The sequence below is a fragment of the Cysteiniphilum sp. GTC20157 genome, from assembly GCF_055396795.1.
Genome location: NZ_AP044698.1, coordinates 692,954 through 717,340, shown reverse-complemented (window position 1 = coordinate 717,340; position 24,387 = coordinate 692,954). Strand labels below are relative to the sequence as shown.

Genomic DNA, 24,387 nt, shown 5'->3' with positions numbered 1-24,387 from the left:
ATTCTTGGACTTGATCCGAGAATCCAAAAAATACCTAACAATATTCTCATAGCTACTTATTGATTGATCTAATCAATGATAAAATCGCATAGGGCATTATACAGATGATTATTTTGCGTTCAATATTTTTATGTGTTCTTTTATGTTCTTTTGCAATTGACAATAGTATTGACGGCTCACACAAAATCACTCTGAAAAACAACGCGCTCGATATACTTTTGTTGCAAAAGGGTCTCAGTTTTCAAAGAAGCCAACGCTAATACGCCAGCAATACAGACCATTGTAACCACTAAAAGCATTACTGTTTTCATAATTCATTCTCATTGTTCACTGTTATTATGGCATTCTAACCTGTACTATTTGTAAACAAAAATTATAAAAACTTATAGCCCCATCAATAAATTGAATAGCAACAAAAATGAATCACAATAAACGTGCTAGCGGTTAGCAAAAAGTATTGTCATACCCATCGTAAATCATTTTGCGGTGTTTGGTTGCAAAGTAGTTTATGAAGATTTTGGCAAGTTGGATTGCAGGTAATAGTTGCCCTTGACAGAGTCTTTGGGCGCTCATTTGCTAAAACAATGAAACTATTCATTGTTTCTTAACGCATTCGCTACTATCAAAATTCAACTTGCCAAAAGCACGCAAAATACAAAGCAAAAAATTCTGTAAAATGGTTTGTGATGGGTATAAACTAAGTCCATGGAACATTTACCCATGGTTAACATTTATAAGGGAGCTCACCATGACATACAAAAAAGCACTTGTTGCCGTTAATATTTATGAAGACACTGAACACGTTATTGCATCAGCTAAAGCTATTGCCCATAAGCTAAAACTCAAGCTTGATGTTATGACCGTTATTGATAATGCCGCTGAATTTGTGCCTGCGGCAATGGATTTTCAAAAGAGTTTGCAAGAGAATGCCAAGCAAAAATTACAAGAGATCAAGCCGCAATTTGATGGCATTAATGCCGAGTTTCATATTGCTCAAGGCAATCCAAACTATGAAATCACACATTATGCTGAAGAACATGATTGTGATTTAATCATCATTGGCTCACATGCACGTCATGGCTTAAACCTGCTGCTAGGTTCTACAGCCAACAGTGTGTTGCATAAAGCCAAGTGCGATGTTTTAACCGTACGTATTCGTGAGAATAACCCAAATCAAGTCATGAATTATGGCAAGATTCTACTGGCTACCGATCTTGAGGATGACAGTGCTCAAGTTGCAACTCTCACCAAAGAAATCGCGCATGCTTTTGACTCGTCGGTTTCAACAATTTGTGTTCAAGGTGATCCAACCGTTGTTACCGGCATTTATGGCATCGTGCCAGAAGTGCAATCACAACTTGCTGAAGATATGCAACAAAAACTTAATGATTGGTCAAACGAGTATCAATTCAAAGGTCAATGTTATCTCCAAGCAGGTAGTGCCGCAGATGAGATCACTGAAACGGCTAACTCACAAGGCTATGGACTTATCGTCATTGGCAGTCATCAGCGTGGCGCCTTTGGTCGCTTCTTCCTAGGATCGACTGCAAATGCCGTCCTTCATCATGCTAAACAAGATGTACTTGTTACTAAGCTTAAAGCATAATCTTCCACACCTTACTTTCTGATTCTCCTGAATTGCTCAATCGCTTAGATAATTTAGCCTAATCAATCACAAACCTTTTGAAGATTGGCGCAAAATTCACTAGGATAGTGTCATCTTTGATAACCCAATGCTCACATAAACTATTTGATGTTACTTACAGAAAAATAAGTTTGTAATGGGTATATGCAGTATTAGCGAATTAGGAAGATTTATATGACAAAAACAGCAATCGTTTTCCCAGGTCAAGGTTCACAAAAGCTTGGGATGTTAGGTGATTATTACAACCGTTTTAATGAAGTTAAAGAAACCTTTGCTGAAGCCAATGATGCTTTAGGTTTTGACCTTTGGCAAATCACTCAAGAGAATGAAGTCAAACTTAACCAAACAGAATATACACAACCGGCGTTATTAGCTGCAAGCATTGCCATTTGGCGTGTGCTTAACAATCACAGTAATATTACCCCAGAAATACTTGCAGGCCACAGCCTTGGTGAGTACTCCGCACTTTGCGCTGCAGGTAGCATTGATTTCGCTGATGCACTACGTTTGGTGCGTTTACGTGGGCAACTGATGCAATCAGCGATTACTGATAAAGCATGCGCTATGAGTGCTATTTTGGCATTAAGCAATGAAGAGGTTATTAAGTGCTGTGATGCAGCAAGATCAGCTGGCATTGTTGAGCCTGCTAATTTTAACTCACATGGACAAGTTGTGATTTCAGGCGAGTTAAAAGCCGTTGAAAAAGCCAATGAAATCGCTAAAGAGATGGGTGCAAAACGCGCACAACTGCTTCCTGTTAGCGTGCCATCGCATTGCTCATTAATGAAAGAGGCAGCTGATAAATTTGCCACAGCATTAGATAAGATCACCATCAAAGTGCCAGCCATAGAAGTAATTCACAACTATGACGTCCAATCTCATCATGATATCAATGACATTAAAACAGCATTGGTTAAACAGCTGTACTCGCCTGTTAAATGGACGCAAACCATTGAAAAAATGGCTGAGCTTGACATCAATAATGTTATTGAATGCGGCGCTAATAAGGTATTAACAGGATTAAACAAGCGCATTGTTAAAGAACTTAATTATCAAGATAGCGCAACGATTGAAGCAATGGATAAACTACTTGAGCAAGTTAAAGCATAATAATAAATGACGGCTATGAATATATTAAAGATACTTGGCCAAAACCCCCTTCGACTTACGCTCAGGGAGCGATATATTAACGTCGGCTAAGCGTCCTGTTAAAGACACTTGCTCAGCCCCCTCAACTTACGCTCAGGGGGCGATATACTGACGTCGGCTTAAGCTCAGTCTAGGCCTCTATATAAAGGCACTTGCTCAGAGAGCGGTAAGTAATGTTAAAAAAATATTTGAATATATCAATACAAAATAAAAGGATAAAAAATGAGTTTTGACAATTTTGAAAACAAAGTAGTTTTTGTAACCGGCGCAAGCCGTGGAATTGGTGCTGCTATCGCTAAAGATTTCGCTGAAAAAGGCGCGACTGTGATTGGCACAGCAACCTCTGATGCAGGGGCTGAGAAAATCACTCAAACATTACAAACCTATGGCAAAGGTCACGGCATTAAACTGAATGTGACTGAAGCACAGAGTATTGAGGCAGCTTTCGCTTGGATGAAAGATAACACAGGCTATCCAGATATTATCGTTAATAATGCCGGCATCACTAAAGATAATCTCATGATGCGTTTAAGCGAAGAGGACTGGCTAAGTGTTATTCACACTAACTTAGACTCTGTTTTTAATATTTCCAAGGCAGCAATTCGTCATATGATGAAAAAGCGCTGGGGTCGCATCATTACAATTGGCTCAGTGGTTGGCACATCAGGCAATCCAGGGCAAGCAAACTACTGCGCAAGTAAAGCCGGTGTTATTGGTTTTTCTAAGTCATTGGCGCAAGAAGTTGCCTCACGCAATATCACCGTTAATGTGGTCGCACCTGGCTTTATCCAAACAGATATGACCGATAAACTTACTGATGAGCAAAAACAAGCCATTATCACACAAGTCCCCGCACAGACCTTGGGACAACCTCAAGATATCGCGCATGCGGTTACTTTCTTAGCATCGGAAGGTGCGCGTTATATTGCAGGCCAAACAATACACGTCAATGGCGGTATGTATATGGCATAGTAATGAATCAAGAATAAGTTGCGTCAGCTAGTACCTCTGCCTTTGCGGGATCGCTCGTGCAGCTTAAGCCACACGGGTGAGGGGAGTAATTGAAGCTCAACTTATTTTTGAATTATTACATAATGAAAGCACAACTTATCATTGTGTAAAAAATGTGTATTTGCTGAGGTAATATGTATGAGTAATTTTATGATTATGGAACCAACAAACCAAAGCTTTCAAGAGTTAATTGGTAATGGAACAAGCTATATTGTACCAAGATTTCAAAGGGATTATGCCTGGGGGCAGCAACAATGGGAAGATTTATGGTCTGATATAGAATCTTTGCAGCAAGAAAAATACCATTATATGGGGTATATTGTTTTACAAAAAAAAGGTGATCACGAATATGAAATTATTGATGGTCAGCAACGACTCGTTACTATTTCATTACTCGTTTTAGCAGCAATGCGTCAAATTAAAAACCTAACGGAAAGTGGCATAGATGTTGATGCAAATAATGAGCGCTTAGAGGTATTAAGAAATCAATTTATAGGTTATAAGAATCCTGTTTCTTTAAGAATTAGTAATAAGCTTTACTTAAATCGAAATAATGGGCAGTTTTATCGCTCGATAAGTAATGATTTAAGTGCACAAAACCGTAGAGGGCAAACACATACAAATAAGCTTTTGCTGAATGCGTTTAATTTTTTCCTTGATAAAAAAACTGGCAACTCAGGAGAAGAGATAGCCCAGTTCATTGAAGAATTAACATCAGGAATGATTTTTACAAAAATTGCTGTTAAAGATGAGCTAAATGCTTATAAAGTCTTTGAGACTCTGAATGCCAGAGGCGTTCAATTATCAACTCCTGACCTGCTTAAAAACTACATTTTTTCAGTTATTACACGTAATGATGATGTTGATAATACCGAGCTTAATGAACTTGATGAACAATGGTCAGGCATAGTTCATGAACTTGGCGAGAGTTATTTTAGTGATTTTGTGCGATATCATCATAACATGCAGAATAAACTTGTTACAAAAAATAATTTATTTTCTGCAGTTAGAAAAATAGCCAACACACCTGAGAATGCCTATAAATATTTAGCCTCATTAACTAAATATGCTCCGATATATTCCTCATTACTTAAACCATATGAAGAATGGTGGAATAATGAAATTTCATCACAAGATATTAAAGAATTAAGAAAGTATCTAGAGGGTTTCTCACTATTTGGGATTAAGCAGCCTTTTACTATTCTTATGGCTGGTTATCATAATTTTGATCATAGTGAATTTATTAAGTTAGCAAAATATATTTACATTCTATCTATTCGCTATAATGTTACATGCAATTTATCACCAAATGAACAAGAGAAGCAATATAATCAAATTGCCATAAAAATATCTTCAAAAGAATACAAAAGAGCTAGTCATGTTAAAAATAGCTTAGAGTTTAAAAAGTTATATCCATCAGATGAGGAGTTTATTCGTGGCTTTGAGTATAAAAAAATGCCAAGCAGACGATCCTCCAAAAAAATAAAATTCTTACTTTCTGAAATAGAGGCATATCTAAGTAACAATATAAACTATGCTAATACGGTTTTAGAGCATATATGCCCTTATAACCCTGATCAATACTGGAATGAACATTTTGGTGATAATGTTGGTGACATACAAGATAGACTTGGGAATATGGTTTTACTTAATAAAGATGAGTTAGGTCGTAGCGAGTTTAATATAAAAAAAGACCATTATAAAAACTCTACCTTTCAATTGGCTAATAAAGTTTCGGAGTATATTGACTGGAATATAACCAATTTAAATGCTTATCAAAGTTGGTTAGCTCAACAAGCTTCTAAAACTTGGTGTATTGATTTGCAATAAAGATTCTTGACTAAGACTAAATATTCACCCACAAGTACTCACCGTATCCTGAGCATAAGTCGAAGCGATGCACTAAACAGCAGTCGAAGTGGGTGAGCTTGAGAAAATCACACTTCATTAAAGCCCTGTTGCATTCTCAATAAAAAACCGTTTTAATATCTTACTGTTATTTACCGCATTCATACCCAAAGCTCTTAACGGTTTAATCAACGGGTGGTCATTACAAAAAAGCTGTTTTAATCCTTGCATTGCATGAATCATCAACTGATTATCAAATTGACGCTTACGCGCATATTTTGCCAACGTACTGATATCCGCAATATTGCGTCGCAGATGGCTTGCTTCAGTTAATATCTCAATCAACGCGCGGACATCAGCAAAGCCTAAGTTAATGCCCTGTCCCGCTAAGGGATGAATCGTATGTGCGGCATCAGCAATCAGCACCACGCCGTGCTTATAGTAACTATCGACATGGCGTTCGATCAATTCAAAGCTCATACGCTGACTTTGTAATTGCAGCTCACCTAATTTGCCTTCAGCAGTAATGCTAAGATATTCATTAAAGGTCTTATCATCCATCGCATTAAGCTTTATAAGCTCATCACTGGCAACTGAAAAGACAATAGAACATAAATAAGGATCACAAAGCGGTAAAAGTGCAAGCACACCCTTTTTCAAAAAGCGCTGATAAGCGATATTTTGATGCGGCTTTGTCGTTTTAACATTGGCAACAATGGCATGTTGCTGATAGGGTTTAACAGTACAATCAAAATTATATTGCTGGCGAATAAACGAATTAGCGCCATCTGCACCAACAATCAGAGTTGCCTCAAGCTCTTTGCCATTATCAAGTGTTATTGCCGTATGTGATACATGAGAAGTCAACGTTGCGACTTTTGAGTGTTCAAAAATGGCAACATCTCGTTTTATGAGCGCTTGATATAATTGCGCAACAATCAAATCATTCTCAACAATTGCACCCAGACTCTGTAGCGAACACTCTTCGGCTTTGAGTTTTAACTGTGCGCTTGAGTTTTGATCCCAAACATCCATGGCAACATAGTTATTGATACGCCTACTAGCGATGCTATGCCAGACACCAAGCTCATTTAATAAGCCTTGGGAAGTTGCATTAATCGCACTGACACGCTTAGGTGCCGCACTCTTATCAAATGACTTTACAATGTGTCCTACTTCAACTAGAGCAACTTTAAAGCCGTTTTGCACCAAGCCTAAACTTAAAGATAAACCAGCCATGCCACCACCGACAACCATTACATCATATTTCATAAGATACTTTTCCCATGCTTTGAGCGCATTAAGGTTGAACCATGATTATATTTACCCATCATTAGCTTACTAAAGACTCTCTTCAAATGCTGATCTCGCTCTAAGCAATGAAGCACAAAACCTCTAGCAAATTTAACCGGTAGTGCATCTTGCCTAAACACATTAATCATAGAGTGAGTCAACAGTGCAGTGCGCTTATGATCAAACACTCTGACCTCTTGATATTTAGCTAATGTATCAGCAATATTTTGAGCTGTGAGTGTTGCATCATCACTGGCAAGCAAATCATACATTATACCAATATCACGAACGCTAAGATTTAACCCCTGCCCTGAAATCGGATGCAAGAAATGTGAGGCATTACCAAATAACAATACATTTTTGCGATAAAGCGTTTGTGCGCGAATAAGAGACAAAGGAAAACTTTTAAGCTCGCTCACATCAATAAAACGCCCTAAGCGATAACCAACAAGGCGTTGAATTTCTTTTAAAATAGTTTGTTTTGACTGTGCCATCCAGTAATCAACTCTATCATGATCAACGCTCCATACACACGCCATTTGTCGATTATCAACAGGTAAGAGCGCCAAGACGCCATTATTAATAAAACGTTCATAAGCAATATTGTTATGAGCTCTTTGCAGATCAAGATCAAATACTAATGCACTTTGCTGATAGTCATGTTTGCGCACCAAAATACCGGCTTTTTCACGCAGTTTGGACTGCGCACCATCCGCAGCAATAATTAAATCTGCCGTTATCTCTGAGGTGTTGACACCTTTCTCAATCACTAAACTAAAACACGTTTCCTGTTCTAATAAATCAAGTACCTGACAGTCCTGGTAGAGTGTTATATGGCTTTCACTCATAAGCGCTTGATACAACGCTGGCAATAAATGCCTCATCTTAACAACAATGCCCAAAAACGCTAAGCCTTCATCTTTAGCATAAAGATTAGTCTGCGCATATTGCCCCTTATCGGATACATGAACCTGCTTGATATATTCAACATCGGCTTTTATATTCTGCCAAATACCTAAGGTTTCTAACACACAAACTGAGCTATACGACAAGGCCACTGATCTGTTATCACTTCTACTTAGCTCAGCACTGACTAGCTTTTCAATGAGTGTGATTTGCTTACCTAACTTTGCTAAGCTCAATGCCATCAACATGCCGACAGCACCACCACCAATGATCACGATATCATGATGACTCTCATCCAAATTGTTCTTTTTATTATCTTTAATCATTTTGAATAGTCATTGTATCTGTGCTCTCACAAGCACAGATAATTTACCCTGAAGATAGTTTAACGATAGTTGTCAGACTTTAGAATGGCTGATAGACATTATTCTGTAGATTCTTTCTTTTATGCATTCGCTAATGCATTATTTGACGGCATTTTATTCATGGCATTTAAAACTTTCAATATACTAATAGCTTGCGCTAGCTGCTTATCTTTATGCAGTAAACTTTGTGCGTTTTTATAGTCCTTCTTATAGTTTGCCAGTGCTTCTTTTGTCGCTTTATCCTTTTGAATATCATTATTTGAAACAATGGCATGCTCGAAACTACTTTCATCAAAAACTAACTCTAGCGCATTGCTATCACCTTTATCATCTTTGCTATTATCTGCCAATAAATCAATTTCTTCTTCCTCAATAATCACATCAGGAATCACCCCTCTTGATTGAATCGCAATCCCATTAGGTGTGTAGTATCGTGCCGTTGTTAACTTAACGGCATTGGTTTCTGAAATAGGGATAACCGTTTGCACAGAGCCTTTTCCAAATGTTTTAACCCCCACAATGACTGCTCTTTGGTGATCCTGCAGCGCTCCGGCGACAATTTCAGATGCTGAGGCAGAGCCCATATTCACCAATACAACCATCGGTAAGCCATGGATATAATCATTACTCACAGCATAACTTGTAATCGACTCCAATGGATTGCGAGATTTGGTAAAAACAATCTTTTTGGGATTTGCAGGTGTCACTTGTAAAAAAGTATCACTAACAGCTACTGCGGCATCCAAGAGGCCACCAGGGTTATTACGTAAATCCAACACATAACCTTTTAAATGCGCATTTTCCTTAACCAGTTTATCAATATTTTTTTTCAACTCCTCGGCAGTGTTACCTTGAAATTGGCTAATTCTTAAATAACCATAGTCTTCTGCCACAATCTCAGACTTAACTGAGTCTAGCTTGATATTTTCACGTATTAATGACAATTTAATTGGCTTGGGGGCCTTAGGTCGCAACAAGGTGATGGAGACTTCAGTTCCTGGTTGTCCACGCATTTTTTTCACGGCTTCATCCAAGGTTAAACCGGCAACGCTGGTATCATTGATTTTAATAATATAATCACCCGCTTTGACGCCTGCGCGCTGTGCTGGTGTGTCATCAATCGGTGAGATGACCTTGATGCGTTCATTTTCAGCGCTCACATGCATGCCAAGACCAGCAAACTCGCCATGCACTGACATTTGCAAATCTTCAAAATCATCATCATCCAAAAATCGTGAGTGCGGATCCAACGACTGCAACATACCATCAATCGCCCCTTCAAGAATCTCCTCATCAGTTAATTCATCAACATAAGCTTGTTTTACCAAACCAATGCTACGTGATAACTTATCAATATGTTTTTGTGTTTCTCGACTTTGTCCGATTTGATTGACTTGATTGACTTGATCACCTTGAGAAAATACTGGCATACAAAGAAAACCAAACAATGATATATAGAGTGTCAAATTTATTTTTTTCATAGCCTGTACCTCTACTTTAGCTGATAAGAAGACATCCATTTACGCTGTGTCCTGTTGAGCTTAAGTGTAGAAAGTATTTACATATTTTCAAATAAAGATTCAATATTGGTGTCATTAACTCGTGAATCATTTTGCAGTGCTTCGCTGTAAAGTAGTTTGTGAAGACTTTAAGACACTTGATCCTTGAATATCACAACATATCAATAATCACATAGATTAAAATAAGCCTGAATAACCATAAGGATATGACTTCAGGACATTTTTTAACAATGCGAATACCAATAGGTGTGCCGATAACTGAGCCAACTAATAATCCACAAAAGGCAGGAAAGTATAAATACCCTAGGCTATAGGCAGGAATACCCGCAGCATGATAACTAGATACTAGCATAGTAATCGTAGCGATTAAACCCGTTGGAAAAGCAGTTGCTGCCGCCATTGCTGCACAATTCTTCATTGGATAGTGATAATGTTTCATATACGGATTAACAATGCTTGAACCACCAATACCAACAATACTAGATAGTAACCCTGTTGTGCCACCCAGAAAAATACATGAACCTTTAGATGGCATCACAATATCTTCACTTACTTGTGCTTTCTTCAAACGGAATGTCTTAATGAGGCTCACTAATAGCACTACTGCAAATAAAACTTCAATGCCTCTTGCTGGCATAAACTCACTAATGATAGTACCTAAAATTGCACCAATAAAGATCATTGGCAGCGCATTTTTGAGAATTGTCAGCACTAAATGCCCATGTTTATAATGTTTGTAAGCATTATAAAGTGCATTGATCATAATAAATGCCAATGATGTTGAAACCGCTAAATGAATGGCTGTCGCATTTGACATCCCTTGATATTTACAGACGACTAACATCAGTGGAATGATGATAGCCCCACCACCTGCGCCTACCCATGCAGATAAAATACCCGTGACAATGCCTGCCACTAAATAAATCATTAATACAATCATCAAATCAACCTTTAACAAAAATTTATTATGTCGTTATTCTAACAAGCGCTACACTATAGATAAAATGAATTAAATAAATGCACGTCATTCAAATATGGAATCAATGAAGAATATCCGCGCATTTTTAGCCGTTGCTGAAACCCAGTCATTTACTGCAGCGGCTGATAAGTTATTTTTAACACAACCAACGATTACCAAACGCATCTCACAATTGGAATCACAGTTGAATAATCAACTATTTCATCGCACCGGATCTTTGGTTCAGCTCACTACCGCAGGCAAAGCCCTTATCCCTGACGCTAATCATTTAATCCAAGTCTGGAGTAGCCTTGAGCATAAAATGCAACTTTTCCAAGACGATGTTATCGGTGATTTAACCATTAGCTGCAACTATCATATGGGGCTCCATTTTTTGCCAAAAATACTTAAAGTGTTTACATCTAAATACCCCAAAGTAAATATAAAACTCGACTCCACCTACTCATTACCGATCATTGAAAAGGTCAGCGCGCTGGAAGCCGAAATTGGTTTAATCACCATGAAAGAAAATATGCCTGAAAATATTGATTGCCATCTCCTGCAAAAAAGCCGTGTTATTGCTGTTATTGCCAAAAATCATCCATTTTGGCAACAAAATGGCGATATTGTAGAGCGCTTAAATGAAATTCCTGTGCTCTCTCCAGCACCTGAGAATAGACATCATACGGTTTTGCATACCCTACTGGATAAACATAAAATACACTCACCAGAGCTTAGTAACATTAATATGTTGGAAATCATTAAAAGACTGGTTGAATCAGGCTTTGGCTGGTCAATTATTACTGAGGACATGATGTCAGATAAGCTTAAAGAGTTGCCCCTTATCGATACACCTATCTATATTAATAGTGCTTGTATCTACCACAAAAAGGTCGAGCTATCGCGAGCAGCTAAAGCCTTTCTTGAAATATGTCAAAAGGTTTCTTAAACCAAACGCCCAATTTAGTTATGACGCTTTCTTTTTTCTAATAGCGCATCTAACACCACTGGGTGTACATAGTCAGCCACACGATGAGGATCAATTTTAGAAACTTGACGAAGCATCGTTGATGATAAACACGTATATTTTTCATCAGGTGTTAAAAAGATTGTTTCAAATTTTTTATTTAAATGGCGATTAATATTTGCCATTTGAAACTCATAATCAAAATCAGAGACCGCGCGCAATCCGCGAATGACGGCATTAGCACCCACTTCATCAATAAAGTCAGCAATCAATCCTTGTAGGCGTACAACACGCACATTAGGCATGTCAGACAAAACTTTAGAGGTAATTTTAAAGCGCTCTTGTTCAGTAAAAAGAGTTGATTTGCCATTACCGGTGGAAATAGCAACAATCACTTCATCAAATAAAGATCTCGCGCGTTTAATTAAATCTATATGCCCTAAACTAATAGGATCAAATGTCCCAGGATATACTACCTTTATCATGGCTTACGTCCTTTACTAAACCTAAAAAAGTCCAAGCTCAAGCTTTGCTTCTTCCGTCATCATTTCAGAATTCCATGGCGGATCAAACACCAATACCACATCAGCCTTTTCTACATTGGCAAATTGTCTAAGCTTATCTTCAACATCCTGTACCAACACAGGACCCATACCGCATCCTGGAGCAGTTAATGTCATTTGCACACCAATGTGATAATTGCCACTGTCCAAACGCGTGGTTGAAATATCATAGATCAGACCTAAATCAACAATGTTTACAGGAATCTCAGGATCATAAACAGTGCGCAGCTGATCCCATAGAAGATCAAGATTCACTTCATCACCCGCTTGAATATTGGCCTTATCACTTGGTAAAAGTACTACTTCACGATTAATCGCATCGGCATCTTTGCCATCAAGATAAACCAGATTACCCATCACATTTAACGTGAAGCTTGCACCCATTGCTTGCGTTACAAGCACTTCTTGCCCTGGTAGCAAAGTCATTTTCTCACCGTAAGGAACAGTCGTCACTTCAACTTCACGACGTAAAATAGCAACATCAGACATTTTCATTACTCTTTTAACCCTTCTTGTTGCACGGTGAAACTCTCACCACAACCACAACGCGCTGACTCATTGGGGTTATTATAAACCAATTGTGATAAACCTAATTCTCTTTTGACGTGATCTATTTCAAGACCATTGACATATTGCAACGCCTTAGGATCTACAAAAAACAAAACACCTTCTTCATCGATCTTAATAAAGCCTTCAGGGATTTCCTTAACCGGCTCAACAACATATGCTAAGCCTGAACAGCCTGTTGTAGTAATACCAATCTTGATGGCAAGCGATTGGGTTTTCTCTAAATGGTTCCTAAAATGCGCTAAAGCCGCTTGAGTGAAAGTCACTGGTTGCTCAGCTTTTGGGTCAAATTTCTCTATCATCGTTAATCTATCTTCATCTTCACTTGTAAATAGCACCGCTATGGTATCATTTAACAACGACTTTTTCTAAGGTTTTAAGCATCTGCAATTTATCAAGCGAAATTCTTGGTTAGATCAATATCACATTAATAGCTTTATTAAATTGCTATCGTCATAACGCTCGAATCCTTTTTTTCAATCGCGTTGTTGAGACCGTTTCAATGGTTTTAATATCCTGACTATACCATGAGATCCATAGCTCATACATCAACCAATGGATCTCATCAATTTCAACGGCATTAATCACACCTTTTTGCTGCATTTTTTGTTTAAGCAAATGCGTTAATTCCTCTTGCTCAACTTGATATTGGCGATCCTGCTTTGTCGCTCTTGGCGCCTTATCCAATCGATTGCTTAGCGCTTGTAGATATAATGGGATTCGTTTTAACCAATGATAAGGCGTTTTAATAATAAAGCCTTTATAGACCAAACCATCAACAATAGTACACACTTCCTTGTAAAGTGCCAACAAATCAAAAGGCAGCTTCTTGCGATTAAGTAATTTATGTAAGCTTTGATAACTCAACATCAAGGTCTCCATATCATGACATAGATTTTCAATCGTCAATACTAACTGACCTCTTCCTAAATCATACATCGCATTAAACTGCCCGCGCGAACGCACGACAGGTTTCTCTTCAATTGCAAAGGCAATATCATAAGCTTTGGCAATTAGCTCATCTTGCCATTTGGTCTCTTTGATCAAACTAAATAATAAATGTAAGGTCTTCTTATGCGCAATGCGTTCAACCAACGTGCGATTGATATGTGAACAGGCAAGCATCAATAGCTTACGTGTTGCAAGCCTTGTTGCGATTTCGGCTTCCAGCAGGGTTGATTTTTGCGTTAATACCACACCATCATCACGTGTCTCAATACAAGGATAAACGCTCAACTTAATGCCGTGTTCAGTCACATCACGCGTTAATGCGATATCACCAAATTCCCACGTTTGATAAAGTGTAGTATTGTTCTTTCTAGCAACTGCCACCTGTGGGCGCTCTACACCACGCAACGCTTCACGAATGATACTTAAATCACGCCCTTCAGCCAATATTTTATTTCGTGGGTCAACCACACGGTAGTTCATATGTAAATGCGCCTCAATTGCCGCATCCTGCCAAACACTTGAGTCAAATGAAATACCGGTAATACGTACCAATTGACGCACCAGAATATCATAGAAATTTGCGCTCAAATCAATATCAATCGCTTCAATGACGGCTTGTGCATAATGTGGTACTGGCACACAGGCTTTACGAATATTCTTAGGTAGTGCGCGCATCAAAGCAATAATTTTTTCCTCGAGCAACCCTGGCACAAGCCAGTCACATTGATTAGCATCGATTTGATCTAACAGCACTAATGGCACGGTCATCGTTACCCCATCATCTTTTGCCGTTGGATCAAAATGATAACTCAAAGGTAACTGAAACCCACCAAAATCAAAAAAATCAGGATAGGCGTTGTCTGTCACTGCTTCGGCGTCATGCTGCATTAAGCTTTTTTTATCAAAGATCAACTGCTCACGCTCAAGCTTTGATAAGGATTGATACCATTTTTCAAATACTACACCATTGTTAATATCCGCTGGAATCAATTTATCGTAATAACTAAATAACGTCTCTTCATCAACGACAATATCGCGTTTGCGTGCCTTATGTTCCAAGTCTTCAACTTCTTCTAGAAGGCTCAAGTTCTTTTGAAAAAATTGCGCATTTGTCGTAAACTCACCGTACACCAAAGCATGGCGAATAAATAATTCACGTGAGACTTGTGGATCAACGTCACCATATTGCACCTTGCGATTAACCACAATATCCAAGCCATATAACGTAATACGCAAGCTTGCCATCACCGCTTTGCGTTTTTGGCTCCAATGCGGCTCGCTATAATGCTTTTTGGTTAAATGCTCAGCAATAGACTCTAACCAAGCAGGATCGATTTTAGCGATCATTCGCGCATAGAGTTTCGTCGTTTCGGTAATTTCAGCGGCACACAACCATTTCGGCGTGCGTTTGAATTGCGATGATCCAGGAAATATATAAAACTTCATGCCGCGAGCACCTAAGTATTCCTTGAGCTCATAATTAAAGCCGATATAACCTAACAATCCCGATAATAACGCTTGATGAACATGTGCATAGCTTGATTCGCTTTCTGAGATTGTCCACTTAAAAGTCTTCGCCAGATTCAACAGTTGAAAATAAACCTCACGCCATTCACGCATCCGCAAAGGAGATAAGAAGTTCTTTTTGCAATACTCACGTGTTAAGCGATGAGATAAAGCTTTGGTTTCAGCATGAAAACGTTGCCATAAATTAACCACTCCCAGAAAATCGGAATCCTGATGATGATCCTGTTTATGCATTTCATCTGATTTTTGTTGAAATTGTATCGGGCGCTCACGTGGATCTTGAATGCTTAAGAAGCTGACAATAATCAATATCTCACGCAAAACACCTAGTTTTGCACCACTGACAAGCATTCTCGCCAAGCGTGGATCCAATGGAAACTTGGCAATTTGTCGCCCAATTGGCGTGATTTGCAGGTGATGTTTTTTACTGTGTTCAGTCAATGCACCTATTTCATGCAGTAAGCGATATCCATCTTTAACCATGCGCGAATCAGGTTTCTCTAAAAACGGAAACTTCTCGATATTACCAAGCCTCAAGGTTTCCATTTGTAAAATCACTGACGCTAAGTTCGTGCGTAAAATCTCAGGATCGGTAAATTCTGTACGTGATAGAAAGTCTTCTTCAGAATAAAGGCGAATACAAATCCCATCAGCCACGCGTCCACAACGTCCGGCACGCTGATTAGCACTGGCTTGTGAAACTGGCTCAATCGGCAAATGCTGCACTTTAGTGCGATAACTATAACGACTAATACGCACATCGCCGCTATCAATCACATAGCGAATACCAGGCACCGTTAATGAAGTCTCGGCGACATTGGTTGATAAAATAATGCGTCTGCCAACACCACGCGGATTAAATATCTTATCTTGATCGGCATTGGATAATCGCGCAAATAATGGCAAAATCTCGGTGTGCCTTAATTGCGCTTTCCTTAATACCTCTGCCGTTTCATGAATATCACGCTCGGTTGCCAAAAATACCAAAATATCACCTAGCTTTTCATGATATAAACTATGCACAGCACGCAAAATTTGATCCGCTTGCGTTAATTCATCATCAAAGTCTAGTGGATCTTGATAACGAATCTCAACGGGATAAGTGCGTCCTGAAACTTCGATAATTGGCGCATTAAAATGCTCGGCAAAACGCGCCTGATCAATCGTCGCTGAAGTGATAATAAGCTTTAAATCGGGACGTTTTTTTAAAATCTGATGAATATGCCCTAATAGAAAATCAATATTTAAACTGCGTTCATGCGCCTCATCAATAATAATGACTTCATATTGTGAGAGATATTTATCTTTTTGAATCTCCGCTAATAAAATGCCATCAGTCATCACTTTGATAAAGGTATTATCATTGGTTTGGTCACTAAAACGAATTTTAAAACCTATGCCTTGTCCTAGTGGCATATTGGTTTCTTCACTTAAACGATTAGCAATTGATCGCGCTGCTAGACGCCTTGGTTGGGTGTGACCAACAAGACCTTTAGCACCTAAGCCCAAATCAAGGCAAATTTTGGGTAATTGCGTTGATTTACCCGAGCCAGTTTCACCAGCAATAATGACGACTTGGTTATCACTAATGGCTTTTTTAATCTCATCAACACGTTGGCTGACCGGTAAATCAGGATAGTTGATTTTTGGCATGTTGGTACGACGTAATGCAACTTTTTCTTTGGATTGATCTGCATCCATTATAAGCTTTTGCCATTTATCATTATCCGTAGTATGCGCTTTGGCAAGCTCGGTGAAACGCATCATTAATCGTGCACGATCTTTTGTTTGTACGTCATTAATAACGCTTGTTAATGAATCATTGAATCTCATATTCTAAGGCATATTATTTTAATTTTTCTCACAAGTGGGATCATAACACATTTACCCATTCATAAAAATATTGAAAAGTACCAATTTTGGGACTATTATAAATCACAATTCTTTTGGTTTATTTTTGGTAAATAGTCAATGAATTATAAATACAAGGTTGAACTTGAAGTTGAGGTAATTAAATACCTTAAAGCACTTAGCAAAAGTGAGCTGATAAAAGCCTACAAAGTAATAGACCTGCTACGAATGTTTAGACATGAGCTAAGCTTACCTTATAAAAAAGATATTCAAGGCAGTAAACATTTAAAAGAGTTGAGAACCCCAACGGGTACTAGAATCTACTACTTTTATTTCGATGGCAAAACTTACCGTTGCATATGGGCTGGTAACAAGAAAACACAGACAAAAGATATCGAGAAGGCAAAACGCATTCTTAAAGATTTAATTGGAGGCTAAAATGAGTAAATATGATTTTATCGATTCAGAAACCCTAAAAAAAGAACTATTTTCAAAAGAAGAAATTGTAGCAATTGAAGTGGATGCAACCATTGAAAGCCAAGCTATTATTGCTCGTCAAGAGCTTGCCAGTGATGTTATGGAATACAAAAATTCACAAGGTTTGACCCTTGAAGGCTTAGCAGAAAAACTAGGAACGAGTAAATCTCAAGCCAATCGAATTTTAAAGGCAAAAGCATCCTATAGCTTGGAAACCATTTATAGGATTTGTCGCATTATTGGCAAAAAAGAACTTACCCTAAAAATATTTTAAACCCGAAAATAAATATCCTGTGATGCAAGCTTGACATCGCTTAGCGTCACTGTAATCGTTGCATCTAATTCTGCAGACTCTGCCAATGTTAGCTTCTTGATCAATGATAAACCAGGAATAAACACCGTGACGCGATTGCCTTGCTGTTTCTCGATCACCACCGCCTCACCTTGCCAGTTAGGGTTTTGCATCAAATAGACACATTTCCAGTGATTGTTACTTAAGCTTTCTGCTTGACGCGCGGCTTTAATGCCTGATTCACTTTCACCAATGCGCATGAGAATCTCTTCACCACTAAACAGAGTTTCAGACTTCAAAAACCGTCTTAATTGCTGGTGTACCACCATATCCAAATAGCGCCTTAATGGGCTAGTTGCTTGTACATAGGCATTAAGTCCCATGCCAGCATGTCTATCAGCACTACTTTTGTATTGTCCTTTTTGTAAGCGCCTTCTAACGGCAAACATTTGTGACGTCAATTGAGGTGTTTGCTCTTCTTTGGTTAAATCGTGCTCAGGCTGCGTTGAGAACGGCAACGGGATCTCATGTTGATCAGCAAAGGTGGCAACTGCCACACCTGCCATTAACATCGCATCGCGCACGATATTGCGACTTTGTAATGTTGCCAAAGGAATGATCTCGACTTTCTTATCACGCAATTTAAGCTTCACCTCTGGAAACTGCAGCTCAACTGCGCCATGGTCTTGACGATAGCTACTAAATTCATTAGAAAAACGCACAAAATCACTAAATGGCGCCTCAGTTAATTTATGCTCGGCTTCTTGGTAGCTTAATCTTGTTACTTTGATAGTTGATAATACAATCTCGATATCTTTAATCTCACCATCAATCAATTTAAAGCCAATGGATAAAGCCGGAGATGTCGGGTGAAGACCAAGTGCCAAGTCCTCGGTAATCTGATGCGGCAGCATCGGAATAACGCCTTCAGGTAAGTAAAGATTGCTCCCTCGAGCGCGTGCTTCTTTGTCAATCTCACCATCAACACCCACTAAACTTGCCGGATCAGCAACATGCACCCATAGTTTTTGCGTTGCTTCATCAAAACTTATCGCATCATCTGGATCATGACTGTCTTCATCATCGATGGCATAACTTGCTAAATGGGTTAAATCAACACGTGACTGAGATTGCATTTCAGGCAAATCAAAAACAGGCGCTTGTAAAGCGGCACCTAAACGCATGGGATAAGGATTAACAAACTCATCCCAATAGCCGATATCAAGCAGCAATGCATGGGCATTAACGGGTGTCTCTTCCTTGTCAATCAATTTAAAAAAGCGACATCCGGCAGACTGCCCCAAAGCATATGAGGCAAGCTCTTTAACAAAAGGTTCATCTTCTTTGGCATATGTTTTTTGCTTTAAGCGCATGATGAAGTTTTCTAATGCTTGTGCTTTTTGTGCTTTTTCTTGTGCTTGTTTGATAATGCCATCTACCGCCTCAGGCGTATTAACACCAATTTCATCTTCATGTGCGAAGAAATGAAGTCCTTTTTGCACAATCTGCCAAGTACCATAAACTGTAGAGCAATTATACTCACCATATATAAGCTCACTTAACTCACCATAGTTGGTTTTAGTGCCTTGCAACAAACTCCAAGCATCAATGAGCTCACCTTCACCTAAATCAGTATTTAATACCTCAAATTTCTTAAAGCCACCATCGTGCAATAACAGCAAATTTTTCTCAGGCAATTTAATGGTTTTTTCATCTTCTAATTGAATTTCAACTTTCTTATCAACAAACCCAATGACACGCGCTGGGCGACTTTTAAAAATTACTAAACTATCAAGCTGCATTAATACGACTAAACAAAGCTAATGATTCATGCTTGCTATGGTATCAAAAAAGCTGATCTTCAGGGATGATTGTTGCACTTTTTTTTCGTACACTTTGTCTCTACTCATCGACAAACAAAGATCAACATATCATGCATGACAAATCTACTAAATCATCTATTCACAATATTAAACCTGTCGTTTTCATCACTGGTGCGAGCTCAGGCTTCGGTGCTGAAATGGCACGTAAATACAATGCCAATGGTTATCCAGTCATTTTAACCGCGCGCCGCTTTGGTCATTTGCAAGCATTGGCTAAAACCCTCAACCAAGAATACCCCATTCATATTGCTGAGCTGAATGTCACGGATAAAAATGCCATCGATCAAGTCATTGGCACACTACCTGAGCATATAAAAAATATTGGCATTTTAATCAATAATGCAGGGTTAGCACTCGGCTTATCCTCTTTTCCAGATGCTGATGAGCTTGATTTTGAAACCATGATTAACACCAATATCAATGGTCTGTTATATGTCACCAAACGCATATTGCCATTGATGCTTGCTAACAATCATGGGCATATCGTTAATATCGGTTCAATCGCTGCCAATTGGCCGTACCCAGGCGGGCATGTTTATTGCGCAAGCAAAGCTTTTGTTCAGCAGTTCTCGCGTGCGTTACGCTCTGATCTTCAGGGCAAAAATATTCGTGTCACTGATATTGAACCGGGACTTGCGCAAACTGAGTTTTCCGTGGTGCGCTTCAAAGGCGATACGCAAAAGGCCAATCAAGTTTATGATCAGACTGAACCATTGCTTGCGCATGATATTGCTGAGATTGTTTATTTCACGACATCATTGTCTCAACATATCAATATCAACACACTAGAGGTGATGCCAACCTGTCAAAGTTGGGCACCATTAAATGTCACCAGATCATAATAACCACTAGCATTACACTCTTTTTGAGGTTTATACTTATTTTCTAAAGCACTTTGCCAATTATCAACTGGTTTCCCCATTTTAAAATGAGGAGGCAAAGGGCTTGTAATAGAACCAACTCAAACCATTAAAATGTACAATACCACTTACAATGATTATTGGGAGAGAATTTATGTGGAGTATTTTATCATTAATCATTGCGCAAATGGTGACAGGAATCAACATCACGGGCTCTAAGTTTTTAGTGTCAAATTTATCGATTATTGCCTTGCTTGAAATACGATTTATTGTTGGCAGTATTGTCCTTTTGGCGTGTATTCCCTTTATCAAAAAAACCAACAATGCACAAAGTAATAGTATTGCATCGCTTAGCAAAAAAGACTGGTTGGTGCTGATTGCACAAGCCTTATGTGCAGGCATGTTATTTAATCTCTTAATGCTCTCAGGTATTCAATTCACCAGTGCCAGTATGGCAGGACTTATCACCAGCACATTGCCAGCGATGATTATTATTCTATCTTTTATTATTTTTCGCCAACGCATTACGCGCTTTAAAGCATTATGCATCCTCTTTGCTACCATAGGGTTAATTGCGATTAATGGCTCAAGTCTGTCAAATCACGACTTTTCAGCCTTATCAATTATTGGAGATGTGATCATTTTCTTAGCAATGATTCCTGAGGCACTTTATTATGTCATTAGCAAATTTAAAAACACTCAATTACCTGCGGTTAAATCTGCATTTTTGATGAACTTAATCAATGCAGTTGCAATGATTCCGCTATTATTTTTCGCCAACTGGCATGAGTTACTTAGCTTGAGCATCAATGCTTATTTTGTATTATTCTTAGTATCCATTGCCTCGGCACTTTTTTATCTTTTCTGGTTTTTGGGTTGTGATCAAGTCAGTGCCAGTACCGCAGGTCTTGTCACTGCGGCAATGCCGATCTCAACACTGGCATTATCCTTTATTTTCTTAGGTGAACATATCACACTGGTGCAGGGTATCGGCACCTTGCTAATATTACTTTCTATTGTTTTTGGGGCAAGAAAAAGCTAATTATCGCTTAGCAACGATGTATAAATAAGTTGCTCAAGCTAGCACCTCTCCCCTTGTGGGATCGCTTGCGCAGCTTAAGCTGCACGGATGAGGGGGAAATTAAAGCGCAACTTACTCTTGATTCATCTCTTAGCAATTACAAATCGTCTTAACAATAAACACAACACAGCACCAACAACAGTTAAGACGATAAACAACTCTAAACCTGCTGACATTCCTGCTTTTATACGATGGATATCACCAGTCACAGGCGCCCACTGCGCAATAACACCGGCAAGTTTGCCGCCAATACCAAGTGTTACCAACCAGATTCCCATGTATAAAGAGACATAATTAGGCGGTGCCAACTTCGTGATGAGTGACAAACCAATCGCTGATAATGATAACTCACTGATTGCCATAATTAAAAAGGCGATGATCATGTATATTGCTGGCACGCCTTGACCTTTAGGCGTTAACTCAATGCCAACCCAAATAACTAAGAAAACAACAGCTAGTAAGATAAAACCAATATTAAATTTATCAATATCCTGCACCGCTTTGCCTTTGCGCTCTAATGACAACCACAGTTTCCCCATAAAGAAGCCAAAGATCAACACGCCTGCTGACTCAAAGCTCAAAAACTGTGAATCCAAAATACGCCAGCCAAAAAAGTCATTGCTGACACCTTTTGAGATAAACAACAACACTGAAATAAAGATCTGAAAAAACAATGCCCAATATAAAATGGACAAGGCAAAAAAGATAAAAGCAACGATGACATTGCGCCAGTATTTTTTTTGCGCTGAGACAAGCATAACAATAAAACATCCCAATCCTGCAACTGTAATGGCAACATTGGCAATGATTGGATTCTTCAACACCAGAAAGACCACCACAAAATACACTGCCAAGATTACAATGGTTTTAGCAACAATGGCTAAATTAATTCTCACTTCTTTAATATGCTTTGCCAAAATAAAAAAACCGATGATCAAATTAATCAATACCAATATGGATACGATTAGGCTTGAGTAAAAGGGCGCGGCAAAGCCATAGGTTTCACTTAAGTAAGAAGCGACAAATAATGCCGCAAAGCCCCCTAAATTAATCCCAACATAAAAGATATTAAAGCCAAAATCACGCTGCCCTTCTGTCGCATCGGTCTTATCATAAAAGCGTCCAATAAATGAGCTTATATTTGATTTAATCAATCCCGTGCTAATTGAAATAAATGAAAGACCCAGAAAAAGTAAGTTCTCAGAACTTGCAACGGCTAACACTAAGCTACCAACAATCATAAACGCCACACCAAGCGTTGCTGCACGGTAATAGCTGATGAGTTTATCGGCGATATACCCACCAACCAATGCTGAGATATATACCATGCTAAGCACCGTCCCCACAAGAGAAGCACCCTTTGCCTCAGGTAAATTAAATTTGTGAATCAAAAAGAAGATGAGTAATGACTGAATCACATAGTAGCTATAGCGCTCACCAAATTCAGTCAAACTGGCAATAGTTAGGACACTACCTTGTCCTTTTAATACTTTCATATGTTCCTCTAATCGTTTTCGCTAGAAATTGATGAACATTCGATAATAAAAGTAAGCAAAAGGCAAGAAATATAAGAGATAAATTGTTAGCATTATGCCCAGTTCAAAATAACTTTACCACACTGCCCTGATTTCATCAGTTCAAACCCTTCTAAGAAATCATCAACGTGAAACTGGTGGGTAATCACAGGGTTTACATTTAAGCCTGAGCCAACCATGCTTGCCATCTTGTACCAAGTTTCATAGATCTCACGACCATATATCCCTTTTAAGTGCAAGCCTTTAAAAACAATTTCATTCCATGGCACGGTGACTTCAGCTCCACCAATACCTAAAAGCGCAATATTGCCGCCGTTATTCATCGTTTGAATCATCGCATTAATCGCGGCTTGATGACCTGACATCTCAAGGCCAACATCAAAGCCCTCTGTCATGCCAAGATCATTCATTGTCTCTTTTAATGCATTAGCTTGCTCAGTTGCTGTTTTATAGTCTTTGACATTTAAGGCAACACTCGCCCCCATTTGTCTTGCAAGTTCTAAGCGGTAATCATTAATATCAGTAATCACAATATGTTTAGCACCGACATGACGCGCAATCGCTACTGCCATAATACCAATCGGACCGGCACCAGTAATCAGCACATCTTCACCAGTAAGATCAAAGGACAGCGCGGTATGCACGGCATTACCAAAAGGATCAAACATACTGGCAATATCATCGCTGACATAATCAGGTACTTTAAAAGTATTCTCCGCAGGAATCGCTAAATACTCAGCAAATGCACCTTGGCGATTAACACCAACACCGACAGTATTGCGACATAGATGACGCTTGCCTGCACGGCAATTGCGACAAAATCCACAGGTAATATGCCCTTCACCTGAAACGCGATCACCAATTTTAAATCCTTTCACCTCACAACCTAAAGCCACGATCTCACCAACAAATTCATGTCCAACCGCCATCGGTACCGGAATTGTTTTTTGCGACCATTCATCCCATAGATAAATATGCAAGTCAGTACCACAAATTGCTGTTTTTTTGACCTTGATCAAAACATCATTATGCCCAACATCAGGAATAGGTAACTCAGTCATCCAAATACCGGGCTCAGCTTTGAGCTTGGATAATGCTTTCATCGTTTTTTGCACCTTTTGCATTTCTTGCACTTCTA

21 protein-coding genes are annotated in these 24,387 nt (G+C 38.8%); 9 read left to right on the top strand and 12 right to left on the bottom strand.

Features of this window, described 5'->3' with window-relative positions:
* Positions 1–176: 176 nt before the first annotated feature.
* Positions 177–311 (bottom strand): hypothetical protein, encoded by a 135-nt coding sequence (locus ACZ5V8_RS03290; protein WP_440615318.1) that lies wholly within the window; start codon positions 309–311, stop codon positions 177–179.
* Between the two features lie 437 nt (positions 312–748).
* On the opposite strand from ACZ5V8_RS03290, the gene ACZ5V8_RS03285 reads away from it, so the two are divergent.
* The 4 genes from ACZ5V8_RS03285 to ACZ5V8_RS03270 all read left to right on the top strand — a co-directional run bounded on the left by ACZ5V8_RS03285 (position 749) and on the right by ACZ5V8_RS03270 (position 5,635).
* Positions 749–1,606 carry a universal stress protein gene (locus tag ACZ5V8_RS03285; RefSeq protein WP_464218334.1) on the top strand — a complete coding sequence of 286 codons (858 nt, stop codon included), beginning with the start codon at positions 749–751 and terminating at the stop codon, positions 1,604–1,606.
* Positions 1,607–1,819: 213 nt separating this feature from the next.
* Positions 1,820–2,755, top strand: coding sequence for an ACP S-malonyltransferase (gene fabD / locus ACZ5V8_RS03280; RefSeq protein WP_464218333.1), 936 nt, complete (start codon positions 1,820–1,822; stop codon positions 2,753–2,755).
* Positions 2,756–3,016: 261 nt separating this feature from the next.
* A complete protein-coding gene (fabG, locus tag ACZ5V8_RS03275; RefSeq protein WP_464218332.1) occupies positions 3,017–3,766 on the top strand; it encodes a 3-oxoacyl-ACP reductase FabG in 750 nt (249 codons plus the stop codon).
* A 177-nt stretch (positions 3,767–3,943) separates the two neighbouring features.
* Positions 3,944–5,635 carry a DUF262 domain-containing protein gene (locus ACZ5V8_RS03270; RefSeq protein WP_464218331.1) on the top strand — a complete coding sequence of 564 codons (1,692 nt, stop codon included), beginning with the start codon at positions 3,944–3,946 and terminating at the stop codon, positions 5,633–5,635.
* A gap of 117 nt (positions 5,636–5,752) precedes the next feature.
* On the opposite strand, the gene ACZ5V8_RS03265 is transcribed toward ACZ5V8_RS03270, so the two are convergent.
* The 4 genes from ACZ5V8_RS03265 to ACZ5V8_RS03250 form a co-directional block, all read right to left on the bottom strand.
* The gene (locus ACZ5V8_RS03265; RefSeq protein ID WP_464218330.1) at positions 5,753–6,925 is read right to left on the bottom strand and encodes a UbiH/UbiF/VisC/COQ6 family ubiquinone biosynthesis hydroxylase; all 1,173 of its coding nucleotides are present in this window, start codon (positions 6,923–6,925) and stop codon (positions 5,753–5,755) included.
* Positions 6,922–8,178, bottom strand: a complete 1,257-nt coding sequence (locus tag ACZ5V8_RS03260; protein ID WP_464218329.1) for an FAD-dependent monooxygenase — start codon at positions 8,176–8,178, stop codon at positions 6,922–6,924. The genes ACZ5V8_RS03265 and ACZ5V8_RS03260 overlap by 4 nt, the downstream gene beginning before the upstream one ends.
* 119 nt (positions 8,179–8,297) lie before the next feature.
* Entirely contained in the window at positions 8,298–9,698 is a 1,401-nt protein-coding gene (locus ACZ5V8_RS03255; RefSeq protein WP_464218328.1) for a S41 family peptidase, read from the bottom strand.
* A gap of 190 nt (positions 9,699–9,888) precedes the next feature.
* Positions 9,889–10,677, bottom strand: coding sequence for a sulfite exporter TauE/SafE family protein (locus tag ACZ5V8_RS03250; RefSeq protein WP_464218327.1), 789 nt, complete (start codon positions 10,675–10,677; stop codon positions 9,889–9,891).
* 103 nt (positions 10,678–10,780) lie between these two features.
* On the opposite strand from ACZ5V8_RS03250, the gene ACZ5V8_RS03245 reads away from it, so the two are divergent.
* The gene (locus tag ACZ5V8_RS03245) at positions 10,781–11,644 is read left to right on the top strand and encodes a LysR family transcriptional regulator (protein ID WP_464218326.1); all 864 of its coding nucleotides are present in this window, start codon (positions 10,781–10,783) and stop codon (positions 11,642–11,644) included.
* Between the two features lie 14 nt (positions 11,645–11,658).
* On the opposite strand, the gene coaD is transcribed toward ACZ5V8_RS03245, so the two are convergent.
* From coaD to hrpA, 4 genes are all read right to left on the bottom strand, one after another.
* Complete coding sequence (gene coaD / locus ACZ5V8_RS03240) at positions 11,659–12,147, bottom strand: pantetheine-phosphate adenylyltransferase (RefSeq protein ID WP_464218325.1); 489 nt, start codon at positions 12,145–12,147, stop codon at positions 11,659–11,661.
* 21 nt (positions 12,148–12,168) lie between these two features.
* A complete protein-coding gene (gene sufT, locus ACZ5V8_RS03235) occupies positions 12,169–12,720 on the bottom strand; it encodes a putative Fe-S cluster assembly protein SufT (RefSeq protein ID WP_464218324.1) in 552 nt (183 codons plus the stop codon).
* Positions 12,720–13,130, bottom strand: a complete 411-nt coding sequence (locus ACZ5V8_RS03230) for a HesB/IscA family protein (RefSeq protein WP_464218323.1) — start codon at positions 13,128–13,130, stop codon at positions 12,720–12,722. Before ACZ5V8_RS03230 ends, sufT begins: the two co-directional genes overlap by 1 nt.
* A 115-nt stretch (positions 13,131–13,245) precedes the next feature.
* Positions 13,246–17,103, bottom strand: coding sequence for an ATP-dependent RNA helicase HrpA (hrpA, locus tag ACZ5V8_RS03225; protein ID WP_464218322.1), 3,858 nt, complete (start codon positions 17,101–17,103; stop codon positions 13,246–13,248).
* A gap of 138 nt (positions 17,104–17,241) precedes the next feature.
* Here hrpA and ACZ5V8_RS03220 point away from each other — a divergent pair, with 138 nt between their 5' ends.
* Both ACZ5V8_RS03220 and ACZ5V8_RS03215 read left to right on the top strand, forming a co-directional pair.
* Positions 17,242–17,559 (top strand): type II toxin-antitoxin system RelE/ParE family toxin, encoded by a 318-nt coding sequence (locus ACZ5V8_RS03220; protein WP_464218321.1) that lies wholly within the window; start codon positions 17,242–17,244, stop codon positions 17,557–17,559.
* 1 nt (position 17,560) lies between these two features.
* Positions 17,561–17,872, top strand: a complete 312-nt coding sequence (locus ACZ5V8_RS03215; RefSeq protein WP_464218320.1) for a helix-turn-helix domain-containing protein — start codon at positions 17,561–17,563, stop codon at positions 17,870–17,872.
* On the opposite strand, the gene ACZ5V8_RS03210 is transcribed toward ACZ5V8_RS03215, so the two are convergent.
* Positions 17,869–19,692 carry an RNB domain-containing ribonuclease gene (locus ACZ5V8_RS03210; RefSeq protein ID WP_464218319.1) on the bottom strand — a complete coding sequence of 608 codons (1,824 nt, stop codon included), beginning with the start codon at positions 19,690–19,692 and terminating at the stop codon, positions 17,869–17,871. The two genes, ACZ5V8_RS03215 and ACZ5V8_RS03210, sit on opposite strands and share 4 nt — an antisense overlap.
* Positions 19,693–19,823: 131 nt before the next feature.
* On the opposite strand from ACZ5V8_RS03210, the gene ACZ5V8_RS03205 reads away from it, so the two are divergent.
* Positions 19,824–20,615 (top strand): SDR family NAD(P)-dependent oxidoreductase, encoded by a 792-nt coding sequence (locus ACZ5V8_RS03205; protein ID WP_464218318.1) that lies wholly within the window; start codon positions 19,824–19,826, stop codon positions 20,613–20,615.
* 172 nt (positions 20,616–20,787) lie between these two features.
* A complete protein-coding gene (locus ACZ5V8_RS03200; protein ID WP_464218317.1) occupies positions 20,788–21,675 on the top strand; it encodes a DMT family transporter in 888 nt (295 codons plus the stop codon).
* Positions 21,676–21,797: 122 nt separating this feature from the next.
* Here ACZ5V8_RS03200 and ACZ5V8_RS03195 read toward each other — a convergent pair whose 3' ends face one another.
* Positions 21,798–23,210, bottom strand: a complete 1,413-nt coding sequence (locus ACZ5V8_RS03195) for a peptide MFS transporter (RefSeq protein WP_464218316.1) — start codon at positions 23,208–23,210, stop codon at positions 21,798–21,800.
* A gap of 92 nt (positions 23,211–23,302) precedes the next feature.
* Complete coding sequence (gene tdh / locus ACZ5V8_RS03190) at positions 23,303–24,352, bottom strand: L-threonine 3-dehydrogenase (RefSeq protein ID WP_464218708.1); 1,050 nt, start codon at positions 24,350–24,352, stop codon at positions 23,303–23,305.
* Positions 24,353–24,387: the final 35 nt, after the last annotated feature.